10 protein-coding genes are annotated in these 12,011 nt (G+C 72.0%); 8 read left to right on the plus strand and 2 right to left on the minus strand.

Annotated features, from left to right (window positions below):
- From BLT44_RS14180 to mfd, 4 genes are all read left to right on the plus strand, one after another.
- A complete protein-coding gene (locus BLT44_RS14180) occupies window positions 1–792 on the plus strand; it encodes an IclR family transcriptional regulator (protein ID WP_010156495.1) in 792 nt (263 codons plus the stop codon).
- A gap of 161 nt (window positions 793–953) precedes the next feature.
- Window positions 954–1,541 (plus strand): 50S ribosomal protein L25/general stress protein Ctc, encoded by a 588-nt coding sequence (locus BLT44_RS14185; protein WP_010156496.1) that lies wholly within the window; start codon window positions 954–956, stop codon window positions 1,539–1,541.
- Between the two features lie 148 nt (window positions 1,542–1,689).
- On the plus strand, window positions 1,690–2,280 hold the full coding sequence (pth, locus tag BLT44_RS14190; RefSeq protein ID WP_029608240.1) for an aminoacyl-tRNA hydrolase: 591 nt from the start codon (window positions 1,690–1,692) through the stop codon (window positions 2,278–2,280).
- Window positions 2,277–5,915, plus strand: coding sequence for a transcription-repair coupling factor (mfd, locus tag BLT44_RS14195; protein WP_074690432.1), 3,639 nt, complete (start codon window positions 2,277–2,279; stop codon window positions 5,913–5,915). Before pth ends, mfd begins: the two co-directional genes overlap by 4 nt.
- A gap of 99 nt (window positions 5,916–6,014) precedes the next feature.
- Here mfd and BLT44_RS14200 read toward each other — a convergent pair whose 3' ends face one another.
- Window positions 6,015–6,503 (minus strand): MltG/YceG/YrrL family protein, encoded by a 489-nt coding sequence (locus tag BLT44_RS14200; protein ID WP_010156500.1) that lies wholly within the window; start codon window positions 6,501–6,503, stop codon window positions 6,015–6,017.
- 128 nt (window positions 6,504–6,631) lie between these two features.
- Between BLT44_RS14200 and BLT44_RS14205 the strand changes: the two genes are divergently transcribed.
- Window positions 6,632–7,339, plus strand: coding sequence for a MazG nucleotide pyrophosphohydrolase domain-containing protein (locus tag BLT44_RS14205; protein WP_050803111.1), 708 nt, complete (start codon window positions 6,632–6,634; stop codon window positions 7,337–7,339).
- Between the two features lie 49 nt (window positions 7,340–7,388).
- Here BLT44_RS14205 and BLT44_RS14210 read toward each other — a convergent pair whose 3' ends face one another.
- On the minus strand, window positions 7,389–8,411 hold the full coding sequence (locus BLT44_RS14210) for a LuxR C-terminal-related transcriptional regulator (RefSeq protein ID WP_231291535.1): 1,023 nt from the start codon (window positions 8,409–8,411) through the stop codon (window positions 7,389–7,391).
- A gap of 78 nt (window positions 8,412–8,489) precedes the next feature.
- Between BLT44_RS14210 and BLT44_RS14215 the strand changes: the two genes are divergently transcribed.
- The 3 genes from BLT44_RS14215 to hisS all read left to right on the plus strand — a co-directional run bounded on the left by BLT44_RS14215 (window position 8,490) and on the right by hisS (window position 11,857).
- The gene (locus BLT44_RS14215) at window positions 8,490–8,840 is read left to right on the plus strand and encodes a DUF485 domain-containing protein (RefSeq protein WP_010156505.1); all 351 of its coding nucleotides are present in this window, start codon (window positions 8,490–8,492) and stop codon (window positions 8,838–8,840) included.
- Window positions 8,837–10,456, plus strand: coding sequence for a solute symporter family protein (locus BLT44_RS14220; protein ID WP_010156506.1), 1,620 nt, complete (start codon window positions 8,837–8,839; stop codon window positions 10,454–10,456). The genes BLT44_RS14215 and BLT44_RS14220 overlap by 4 nt, the downstream gene beginning before the upstream one ends.
- Before the next feature lie 90 nt (window positions 10,457–10,546).
- Window positions 10,547–11,857, plus strand: coding sequence for a histidine--tRNA ligase (hisS, locus tag BLT44_RS14225; RefSeq protein WP_010156507.1), 1,311 nt, complete (start codon window positions 10,547–10,549; stop codon window positions 11,855–11,857).
- Window positions 11,858–12,011: the final 154 nt, after the last annotated feature.

Below are 12,011 nucleotides of genomic sequence, written 5' to 3' on the forward strand. Positions count from 1 at the left end.
GTGAGCACCCCGAAGGTTCCGGCTGCGGATCAGACCCTGCGGATCCTCAGCCTGCTCGCGGGCTCGCGCGGTCCGCTCGCCGCGAGCATGATCGCGAGCAAGCTCGACCTGCCGCGCTCGACCGTCTACCACCTGCTCGACACGCTGCAGCAGCACGGCTTCGTGATGCACCTCCCCGAGGAGCGCCGGTTCGGGCTGGGCATCGCCGCGGTCGATCTGAGCTCGGCCTACGCGCGCCAGGAGCCGCTCGCCCGGATCGGGCGCCCGCTCCTCGCCGCGCTCGTCGACCGGGTGCGGCTCAGCGGGCACCTCGCCGTGCCGCACGGCCGCGACGTGCTCTACGTCGTCGAGGAGCGCGCGCCCGGCTCCCCGCCGCTCGTGACCGACGTCGACGTGCGGCTCCCGATGCAGCTCACCGCGAGCGGCCGCGCGATCCTGGCGGCGCTGCCGAAGGCCCAGGTGCGCGCGCTCTTCCCCGATCGCGAGGCCTTCGTGCACCGGCACGACGACCCCGACGCGATCGATCGATACTCGCGGCTGCGGAGCGTGCTCGACGCCACGCGCACCCGCGGGTACGCGCTGGAGGAGGGCTCAGTCACGGCCGGGCTCTCGTCGATCGGGGTGCCGGTGCTCGACCACCGCGGGTGGCCGGTCGCGGCGATCGCCGTGACCTATCCGCAGGGCGCGGTGGAGCCCGAGGTCGCCGAGGCCCTCGCCTCCGAGGTGCGATCGGCCGCGTCGACGCTCTCCGGGCGCATCCACGGGCGCAGCGCCGCCGCGCGCATGGTGTAAACTCGTTGGCTGTACTTCGGCGAGGGGCCTGCGAGCCCGTGATCGACGCGGGACGGACTGCCTCAGCGGGCCATCTTGCTGCGTGACACACGCAAGTGCGAGACACCAATCCGGCGGCCAGACCGCCCTCATTGGGCGAGAGCCCGCAAGGAGAGACCACTATGAGCGAGACCAGCAAGCTCGTCGGCCACGCACGCGAGAACTTCGGCAAGGGAGCGGCGCGCAAGCTCCGCGCCGCAGGCCAGACCCCCGCGGTCGTCTACGGCCACGGCACCGATCCGATCCACGTCTCGGTCGACACGCACCCCCTCAGCCTCATCATCCGTCAGGCCAACGCGCTGATCGAGCTCGACATCGACGGCGCGCCGCAGCTCGTCCTCGTCAAGGACGTGCAGAAGGACCCGGTGCGCCAGATCATCGAGCACATCGACCTCATCGTCGTGAAGCAGGGCGAGACCGTCGAGGTCGAGGTGCCCGTGCACGTCACCGGCGAGTCGTTCGCCGGCACGAACGCGCTGCAGGAGCTCACCACGGTGCACCTGAGCGTTCCCGCGACCGCGATCCCCGAGAACGTCGAGGTGAGCGTCGAGGGCCTCGAGGAGGGCGCGCAGGTGCTCGCGGGCGCCATCGAGCTGCCCCAGGGCGCGACCCTGACCGGCGACCCCGAGCAGCTCGTCGTCAACATCGTCGTGCCGCGCGGCGCCGTCGAGGACGAGGAGTCGGGCGAGGCCGCGGAGGCCGCCGAGTAATCCACTCGAACACGGGCCCGTCGGCTCGGCGCTGCGTCGCCGGGCCGACGGGCCGTTCGTCTGTTCGGGCGAGTGTCGGCGGCGGCTGCGAAGATGGACGCCGGAGGAACTGATGGTGTGGTGGAAGCGGAAGAGAGCGGAGGAACCCGTGTCGGATGACACCTGGCTCGTCGTCGGCCTGGGCAACCCGGGTGCGAAGTACGAGGCCACGCGGCACAACGTCGGCCAGATGGCGCTCGACGTGCTCGCGAGTCGCATCGGCGGCCGCTTCTCGTCGCATCGCACGGGGGCGCGGGTCGCGGAGGGCCGCGTCCGCCCCGGCGGCCCGAAGCTGGTGCTCGCCAAGTCGAACGGGTTCATGAACACCTCGGGCGGCCCGACGTCGGCGCTCGCGAAGTACTTCGCGATCCCCGCCGAGCGCGTCATCGTGCTCCACGACGACCTCGATCTGCCGTTCGACACCGTGAAGCTCAAGCAGGGCGGCGGGCACGGGGGCCACAACGGTCTGCGCGACATCGCGAAGGCGCTCGACACCCCCGCGTTCCTGCGCATCCGCATCGGCATCGGCCGACCGCCGGGGCAGCAGGATCCGGCCGACTTCGTGCTCAAGCCGTTCGCGACGGGCGAGCGCAGCACGCTGCCCGTGCTCCTCGAGGACGCGGCGGACGCCGCGGAGTCGCTCGTCGACGACGGGCTGCTCGCCGCCCAGCAGCGCTTCCACGGCAGGAGCGCGCAGTGACGCTCCGCGGGCTCGACCGCCTGCTCGAGGCGTCGGAGTCGTTCGCCGCCGCGCTCGACGCGAGCGCGGGCGACGCCGAGTTCTCGATCGCGGAGGGGCTCCGCGCGCCCCTCCTCGCCGGCCTGCTCCGCCGGCGCCGCGCCGCGGGGGATCGCGGGGCACTGCTCGTGATCGCCGCGACCAGCCGCGAGGCCGATGCGGTGCGCTCGGCGCTGGAGTCGCTGCTGCCCGATGCGATCACCGCCGAGTTCCCCGCCTGGGAGACGCTGCCGCACGAGCGGCTCAGCCCGAGCGCCGAGACGGTGGGCCGACGGGCCGAGGCCCTCCGCCTGCTGCGCGAGTACGACGGCGAGACCCCGCTCGTGATGGTGGCGTCGGTGCGCGCCGCGCTGCAGCCCGTGTCGCCGCACGCCGCCCTCGCCGAGCCGGTCGTGCTCGCCGCGGGGCGCTCCTCGAACGGACTCGAGGCGATCGCCCGACGGCTCGTGGAGTACGCGTACACCCGGGTCGACATGGTGACGCGGCGCGGCGAGTTCGCCGTGCGCGGCGGCATCCTCGACGTCTTCCCGCCGACGGCGGAGCAGGCCGTGCGCGTCGACTTCTTCGGCGACGAGATCGACCAGATCAAGCGCTTCGCCGTCTCCGATCAGCGCAGCGCCGGCGAGCCGCTCGAGACGGTCGAGCTCTGGCCGGCGCGCGAGCTGCTGCTCACCGACGAGGTGCGCGAGCGCGCCGCCGCCCTGCTGCCGCGCTTCCCCGCACTCGGCTCGCTGCTCGAGAAGATGAGCGAGGGCATCGCCGTCGAGGGGATGGAGAGCCTGCTCCCGCAGCTGGTTCCCGGCCTCTCGCCCCTCACCGCGCTCCTCCCCGACGGCGGCGCCGTGCTCGTCGTGTCGCCGGAGCGGGTGGCCAGCCGCGCCGTCAGCCTCGCCGACACGAACCGCGAGTTCTTGGAGGCCGCGTGGCAGGCCGCGACGGCGGGCGCCGACGCGCCCGTGCCGGTCGACGACAGCGGCATGCTCGCGATGGAGGCGCTGCGCGCCGCATCGCGCGCGCGGCCCTGGTGGTCGGTGTCGAACTTCGTGCGCGACGAGTCGGCGACGGGCGGCGAGCCGCTCGATGCGGGCGCGGCCGGCGACCCCGCGGTGGTCGCGGTGCACGGCGGCGCCTTCCCGCGGCCGGCGCAGGCCGGCGACGCGACGGGCGCCGCGATCCGTCTCATCGGCGAGCGCCTGCGCGACGGCTGGCACGCCGTGGTGACCGCCCAGGGCATCGGTCTCGTCGAGCGCGCCCGCGACGTGCTCGCGGAGGCCGGCGCCGCAGCCCGCATCGTCGACGAGCTGCCCGAGACGTGGGAGGACGGCATCGTCTACCTCGTGACGGGCACCGCCTGGTCGGGCTTCGAGAGCGCCGAGGCGCGCCTGCTGCTGGCGACGGAGGCCGAGTTCTTCGGGCGGTCCGCGGGCTCCCAGGCGGCCGCGGGGCAGAAGCTCGCGAAGCGCCGCGGCAAGAACGTCGTCGATCCGCTGAAGCTCGTGGCGGGCGACTACGTCGTGCACGAGACCCACGGCATCGGGCAGTTCGTCGAGTTGACGCAGCGCATGGTGCCGACCGGCATCGGGCGCGACGCGACGAAGGCGCTGCGCGAGTACCTCGTGCTCGAGTACGCCTCGACGAAGCGGGGCATGCCCCGCGACAAGCTCTACGTGCCCACCGATCAGCTGGATCAGCTCTCGCGGTACGTGGGCGGCGAGGCGCCGACGCTGTCGAAGATGGGCGGCAGCGACTGGGCGAGCGCGAAGAAGAAGGCCCGCAAGGCGGTGCGCGACATCGCGGTGGAGCTCGTGAAGCTCTACTCGGCGCGCGTCGCCTCGAAGGGCTTCGCGTTCTCCGCCGACACTCCCTGGCAGCACGAGCTCGAGGAGGCGTTCCCCTACGCCGAGACGATGGATCAGCTCACGACCATCGACGAGGTGAAGCGCGACATGGAGCGCACGATTCCGATGGATCGCCTGATCGCCGGCGACGTCGGCTTCGGCAAGACGGAGGTCGCCGTGCGCGCCGCGTTCAAGGCGGTGCAGGACGGCAAGCAGGTCGCGATGCTCGTGCCGACGACCCTGCTCGTGACGCAGCACCTGGAGACCTTCCAGAACCGCTTCGCCGGGTTCCCCGTGCGCCTGCGCCCGCTGAGCCGCTTCCAGTCGGAGAAGGAGTCGCGCGACACGATCGAGGGCCTCGCGGCGGGCACCGTAGACGTGGTGATCGGCACGCACCGGCTGCTCGCGGAGAGCGTGCGGTACAAGGATCTGGGACTCGTCATCATCGACGAGGAGCAGCGCTTCGGCGTCGAGCACAAGGACGCGCTGAAGCGGTTGAAGACGAACGTCGACATCCTCGCGATGAGCGCGACCCCGATTCCGCGCACGCTCGAGATGGCGGTCACGGGCATCCGCGAGATGTCGACCCTCGCCACCGCGCCTGAGGATCGACACCCCATCCTCACGTTCGTCGGGCCGCGCAGCGACAAGCAGATCACCGCGGCCATCCGTCGCGAGCTGCTGCGCGAGGGGCAGGTCTTCTTCGTGCACAACCGCGTGCAGTCGATCACCCGGGTGGCGAATCAGATCGCCGAGCTCGTGCCCGAGGCCCGCGTCGCCGTCGCCCACGGCAAGCTGGGCGAGCATCAGCTCGAGCAGGTGGTGCAAGACTTCTGGGAGCGCAAGTTCGACGTGCTCGTCTCGACGACCATCATCGAGACGGGCCTCGACATCGCGAACGCGAACACCATCATCATCGACAACGCCGACAAGTACGGGCTGAGCCAGCTGCACCAGCTGCGCGGGCGCGTCGGGCGCAGCCGCGAGCGCGCGTACGCGTACTTCCTGTACGACCCCGACAAGCCGCTGACCGAGCACGCGCACGAGCGCCTCGACACCCTCGCGACGAACAACGAGCTCGGATCGGGCATGCAGGTGGCGCTGAAGGACCTCGAGCTGCGCGGCGCCGGTAACCTGCTCGGCGGGGAGCAGTCGGGGCACATCGCCGGGGTCGGCTTCGACCTCTACCTGCGCATGATCGGCGAGGCCGTCAGCTCGTTCAAGGGCGAGGAGACGGCGGGCACCACGGAGCTGGTGCTCGAGCTGCCGGTCGACGCGCACATTCCCGAGGACTACGTCGAGAGCGAGCGTCTGCGACTCGAGGCGTACCAGAAGTTCTCCGCCGCTTCCCACCCGCAGGCCCCCGAGGAGCACGTGTCGCTGGTGCTCGAGGAGCTCACCGACCGCTACGGCGCCCCGCCCGTCGAGGTCGAGCGCCTCGCGGCGGTCTCGGCGCTCCGTCGCCGGGCCTCGCGGCTCGGCCTCGCGAAGGTCGTCGCCGCCGGCCCGGCGCTCCGCATGGAGCCGGTGGAGCTGCTCGACTCGCGCCGCATGCGCATGAATCGCATGTACCCGGGCGCGCGCTACGTGGAGGCGTCGAAGAGCCTGCAGATCCCCCTTCCCGGCGGCACCGCCTCGTCGCGGAGCCCGCTCGCGGGGGTCGGCCAGAAGCTCGTGGGCGACGAGGGAGACATCGTCGCGTGGACGGGCCGCGTGCTGGCGACGCTGCTCGAAGCGGAGGCACCCGCAGAAGCCTGACGCTGCGCATCGGGCGCCGTGCGACCGGTGCCTCGCGCGATCCGGAACGAGCGCGGGCCCCGCGCCGTGAGGTGCGAGGCCCGCGTCAGGAGTTCGGGATCAGCCTGCGGAGCAGAGATCCTGCAGCTTCTGCCCGGCCTCGGTGAGGGAGGTCGACTGCTCCTGGAGCTTCGTGGTCATCTCCTCGGCCTCGGCCTGCATCTGCTCGAGCTTGTCCATGGCCGCCGGATCCGACGGGTCGATGCTGCTCGTGTCGGGGATCTCGTAGCCCTCGAGCGTGCCGCTCATGGCCGACAGCTCGTCGGTGAAGGTGGCGAGCGCGCTCGAGACCTCTTCGTTGGTGACCTCCGCCTGCGCCTCCTCCAGCGCCTCGGTGATCGGATCGAACGCGGCGCTCAGATCGCCCTCGCCCGACATCGCGTCCGAGAGCACGCTCTGCAGGTCTCCGGTCGCCTCGTTCACCGTGGAGTTCGCGATGTTGCAGGCGTCGGCCACGCTCTGCCCGCCCGAGCACGAGGCGAGGCTGAACGTCAGCGCGGCGGCTCCGAGGAGCCCGGCGACCTTGACGAGCGACTTCTTGTCCGTCATGAAAATTTCCCCCTTGTATGCGGTATCGCCCCAGCGGGTCTCCCCGGGACCGCACCAGGCTATCAGGGTTCATTCAGGGAGCGATGGCCCAGGAGGCGGGCAGCCGCGGCCCGATAGGGTGGGTGAGCATGAGGACCGACGCAGCCGGTGACCCACGTCCGTTCGATGCGCTCCTCGCCACGGTGCGCAGGCTGGTCGCCCCCGGGGGGTGCGCCTGGCACGAGGCGCAGACGCACGAATCGCTCACCCAGTTCCTCGTCGAGGAGACGGCGGAGCTCATCGATGCGATCGAGCGGCAGCTGCCCCCGTCGGAGATCCAGTCCGAGCTCGGCGACGTGCTCTACCAGGTGCTCTTCCACGCGGCGATCGCCGAGCGGGACGGCGAGGGCTACGAGTTCGACGGCATCGCCTCGACGCTGAACGAGAAGCTCGTGCGCCGGCACCCGCACGTCTTCGGCGACCGCGGGTACATGACCGTCGAGGAGCTGCACGCCGAGTGGGAGCGGCTGAAGGAGGACGCGGCGGGGGAGGACCGGGGATCGCGCGGCCCGCTCGAGGGGATCCCGGCGGGCATGCCGACGCTCGCGCGCGCGGCGAAGGTGATCGAGCGGTTGAAGCGCGCGGGCCTGATCGACCCCGGGGCCGGTGACGCGTACCCCGAGGATCCGCTCGCCGCGCTCATCGGGCCCGACGAGCAGCGGCTCGCCGAGTTCGGCATCGGCGACGCGATGCTCGCGATGCTGATGCGGGCGAACCGCGCGGGCGTGGATCCCGATCGTGCACTGCGGCTCGCCGTCGACCGGCTCACCGCGCGCGTGCTCCACGACGAGGGGTGACGGAGGGCCGCGGGCCGGGCTGCGCAGACCTTGAGCGCCACCGCGCTCGCTACAGCAGCAGCCCCAGCGCGCGAGCGCGCGACACCGCCGCGTGCCGGGTCGACGCGTCGAGCTTCGTCATGGCGGCCCCGAGGTAGCTCTTGACGGTGTTCTCGGCGAGCCCGAGGGTGCGGCCGACCTCGGCGTTCGTGGCCCCGAGCGCGACCTGGGCGAGCGTGTCGATCTCGCGCGGAGACAGCCGCACCGTTGCCGCGGCGTCATGCGGAGCGTCCGGGGCGCGCCGCGCGCCGGGGCCCGCGGGCGGCGCCGCGAGAGCCGTGAGGCGGTGCTCGATCGCGCGCAGCCGGTGGCGCAGGTGCGGCAGCGACGATTCCGCGAGCGCCCCGCGCAGCTCGGCGTGAACGGTGCGCAGCGCCTCGACGGTCGGAGGGGGGAGGGAGACGGGCGAGCCAGGCGAGACGGGCGGGCCCGGCGCGACCGGCGAGCCCTGAGAGACGAGCGAGCCAGGAGAGACGGGCGAGCCCGGCAGCGCGGATGAGCCGACGCCGGTGCGGCCCGAGCCGCCGTGCCGGCGCTCGAGACGCCGCACCACCTCGTCCTCGATGCGGAGCTCGCGCGAGAGATCCCGCGCGACGCCCGCGGCCTCGCGCACGAACGATCCCGACGGCCCCGCGGCCCCGCGCCATCCGCCGTAGAGCACGGCGCGCGGGGCGCCGTCGACGAGCACCGGCATCGCGAAGAGGCCGACGATGCCCTCGCCGCGCACGTGGGCGTCGTACTCGTGCGTGATCTGGCGGCTGCCCACGTAGTCGACGGCGATGCGGGGCCTCCGCTCCCGGAGCGCGCGGCCGCCGAGACCGCGGTCGGCGCGCACCCGCAGCCCCTCGAGGCGTCCGTGCTCGGCACCCGACACGGCGCTCAGCACGGCGTCTCCGGCCCGCTCCAGGCCGCCGAACGCGATGTCGAACCGCGTGGCACGGGCGAACTCGACGACCGCATCGCTCAGGATCCGCTGGGCGTGCTCGTCATCCATCCGCTGCATCGCATCTCCCCACTTTCGGAGGTAGTTCACGCTAACACGCGTTTTCTAGGCTCGGCGTGAGTCGTCGCACCGACGCGACGAGGAAGCTTGCGTTCAAGGGAGAAACGAGTGACCGAATCAGCAGACCCGTACGACGCGCAGCGTGATCCGATCGATTACGTCGCGTTCCAGGCCCGGCCCGAGTTCCACGAGCTGAAACACCGCTTCCGGCGATTCGTGTTCCCGCTCGCGGCGGCGTTCATGCTCTGGTTCCTGCTCTACGTGGTGCTCGCCGCCTTCGCGCACGACTTCATGGCGGCCCCCATGCTCGGCATGAACGTCGGGCTGTGGTTCGGCCTGGCGCAGTTCGTCACGACGTTCGCGATCACCATGGCCTACGTGCGGTTCGCCAACCGCCGCCTCGACCCGCGCACCACGGCGCTCCGCGCCGAGCTCGAGGCAATGGAGGGCGGCCGATGAACGCCACGATCCTGCCCGCGGAGCAGACCGGCGCCGAGCAGAACCCCGTGCTCAACATCGCCATCTTCCTCGTCTTCGTCGCGGTGACGATGGTCATCGTGATCCGCGCGAGCCGCAGCAACAAGAGCGCCGCCGACTTCTACGCCGGCGGCCGCTCGTTCTCCGGTCGGCAGAACGGCGTCGCCATCGCGGGCGACTACCTCTCGGCCGCCTCGTTCCTCGGCATCGTGGGCGCGATCGCCATCAACGGGTACGACGGGTTCCTCTACTCCATCGGCTTCCTCGTCGCCTGGCTCGTCGCCCTGCTGCTCGTCGCCGAGCTCATGCGCAACACCGCGAAGTTCACGATGGCCGATGTGCTCTCGTTCCGGCTGCAGCAGCGGCCGGTGCGCATGGCGGCGGCACTCACGACCCTCGCCGTCTCGTTCTTCTACCTGCTCGCGCAGATGGCCGGCGCCGGCGGGCTCGTGTCGCTGCTGCTCGGCGTGAACGACGCGCTCGGCCAGTCGCTCGTGATCGCCGTCGTCGGCGTCGTCATGATCTGCTACGTGCTCATCGGCGGCATGAAGGGCACGACGTGGGTGCAGATCATCAAGGCGGTGCTGCTCATCGCCGGCGCCGGAGCCATGACCATCTGGGTGCTCGCACTCAAGGGCTTCAACTTCTCCGCCGTGCTCGACGCCGCCGTCAACCACCCCGAGAACGCCAACGGCGCCGCGATCCTCGCCCCCGGCCTGCAGTACGGGGCGAACCCGATCGACTTCGTCTCCCTCGCGCTCGCCCTCGTGCTCGGCACCGCCGGCCTGCCGCACGTGCTCATGCGCTTCTACACGGTGCCGACGGCGAAAGACGCCCGCAAGTCGGTGGTGTGGGCGATCTGGCTGATCGGCATCTTCTACCTCTTCACCCTGGTGCTCGGCTACGGTGCGGGCGCGCTCGTCGGCCCCGAGACGATCGCCGAAGCCCCCGGCGGGCAGAACTCCGCGGCCCCGCTCCTCGCCGCAGAGCTCGGCGGCCCGCTGCTGCTCGGATTCATCTCGGCCGTCGCCTTCGCCACCATCCTCGCCGTCGTCGCGGGCCTCACCATCACGGCCTCCGCCTCGTTCGCGCACGACATCTACAACAGCGTGCTCAAGAAGGGCCGCGCCTCGGCGAAGCAGGAGGTGAAGGTGGCCCGGATCACGACGCTCGTGATCGGCGCCGCGGCGATCCTCGGCGGCATCGGCGTGCAGGGGCAGAACGTCGCCTTCCTCGTCGCTCTCGCGTTCGCGGTCGCCGCGTCGGCGAACCTGCCGACGATTCTGTACTCGCTCTTCTGGTCGAAGTTCACCACGCGGGGCGCCGTGTGGTCGATGGTCGGCGGCCTGCTGTCGGCGGTCGTGCTCATCGCCCTCTCGCCCGTCGTCTCGGGGAGCGAGACCGCGATGCTCGGCCCCGACGTCGACTTCGCGGTCTTCCCGCTGCAGAACCCCGGCATCGTGTCGATCCCGCTCGGCTTCCTGCTCGGCTGGCTGGGGTCGGTGACGAGCTCGCGCAAGGAGTCGAAGCGGCTGGCGGCCGAGATGGAGGTGCGCGCGCTCACCGGCTACGGAGCCGAACCGCCGGTGCAGCACTGACGGCGGGCGACCGGGGCCGGTCGCGCGGGCCCGGTCGCGCGGATCCGGTCGCGCGGCGGGGGAGCGAAGGCCGTGGAAGAATGGTGAACCATGGCCCAACCCGTGAACCCGCCGCGCGGCATGCGCGATTTCCTCCCCGCTGACAAGGCGCGTCGCGAGCACGCGCTGGGGATCATCAGGAGCGTGTACCGCTCGCACGGTTTCGATGAGATCGAGACCCCGGTGGTCGAGGACTACGCGCGGCTGCACGCGGGGCTCGGCGGCGACAACGAGAAGCTCAGCTTCTCGATCCTGAAGCGCGGCATCAGGCCCGAGGCGCTCGCCGCAGCCGCGGAGGCCGGCGCCGCGGAGCAGCTGGCCGACCTGGGGCTGCGCTTCGACCTGACGGTCCCGCTCACCCGCTTCTTCGCCTCGCACCGCGCCGAGCTGCCGCCGGTGTTCCGCTCGATCCAGATCGCGCCGGTCTGGCGGGCGGAGCGGCCCCAGAAGGGGCGGTACCGCCAGTTCGTGCAGGCCGACATCGACATCATCGGCGAGGCCGGCCTGCTGGCCGAGATCGAGCTCATCACCGCGACCTCGCAGGCGCTCGCCGCGCTCGGACTCGACGGCTGCGTGATCCGCGTCAACGACCGCCGCATCCTGTTCGGTCTGCTCGCGCACTGCGGCTTCGCGCCGGAGACGCACGACCGCGCCCTCATCACGATCGACAAGCTCGACAAGATCGGCGCGGCCGGCGTCGTCGAGGAGCTGCGCGAGATCGACGGCGATGCCGCCGAGCGCATCGGCGCGGTGCTGGCGGTGGTCGAGCCGGCGCTCGGCGCCGACGGCGCCGGGGTCGGGATCCCGCTCACCCGCGAGGCGATCGCGGGGGTGCTGCCCGAGGGGGCCGCCGAAGACGGCGTCGCGAACCTCGTCGCCCTGGGCGAGGCGCTCGAGGGCGGCCTGCCCGCGGGAGTGGCCGTGCGCTTCGATCCGACGCTCGTGCGCGGCATGGGCTACTACACCGGAACGATCTTCGAGGTGGCGCACCCGGGCTCGGGCAGCTCCGTTGGCGGCGGCGGCCGGTACGACGGCATGGTCGGCCGCTTCCTGGGGCAGGACGTGCCCGCCGTCGGCTTCTCGATCGGCTTCGAGCGCGTCGTCGACCTGCTGACCCTGCCCGAGTCGACGGGACCGGAGGCGGTGGCGCTCATCGCCGACGCCGACGTCGAGCTGGCGGATCTGCTCGCGCTGAAGCGCGCCCTCGTCGACCGCGGCCACCGCGTGCGCCTCGAGAAGCGGCAGAAGAACATGAAGACGCTGCTCGCCCGCATCGCCGGCGAGGGGTTCGCGCGCGTCGCGAACGTGCGCGCCGGTGTGCGCGACGCCGACGCGCTCGAGTTCCGCGATCTCGCTGACTGAGGTCGGCGCGGCGGCGGTCGACCGGCCGCGTCGGCTGGGCGGCGGCGGTTGACCGGCCGCGTCAGTTGACTGGCCGTGCTCCGTGCGAGATCCGGCCTCGGTGAGACCCGAGCGCCCGAACCGGCCGCACCGACGCCGAATCTCTCACCGAAGC

This window comes from Leucobacter chromiiresistens, from assembly GCF_900102345.1.
Taxonomy (GTDB): Bacteria; Actinomycetota; Actinomycetes; order Actinomycetales; family Microbacteriaceae; genus Leucobacter; species Leucobacter chromiiresistens.

What these genes read in the sequence shown, in the direction of transcription:
- BLT44_RS14185 (WP_010156496.1), top strand. Translation starts at nt 954, where the DNA reads ATGAGCGAGACCAGCAAGCTCGTCGGCCACGCACGCGAGAACTTCGGC.
- BLT44_RS14220 (WP_010156506.1), top strand. Translation starts at nt 8,837, where the DNA reads ATGAACGCCACGATCCTGCCCGCGGAGCAGACCGGCGCCGAGCAGAAC.
- BLT44_RS14200 (WP_010156500.1), bottom strand. Translation starts at nt 6,503, where the DNA reads ATGACGGACAAGAAGTCGCTCGTCAAGGTCGCCGGGCTCCTCGGAGCC.
- BLT44_RS14205 (WP_050803111.1), top strand. Translation starts at nt 6,632, where the DNA reads ATGAGGACCGACGCAGCCGGTGACCCACGTCCGTTCGATGCGCTCCTC.
- hisS (WP_010156507.1), top strand. Translation starts at nt 10,547, where the DNA reads ATGGCCCAACCCGTGAACCCGCCGCGCGGCATGCGCGATTTCCTCCCC.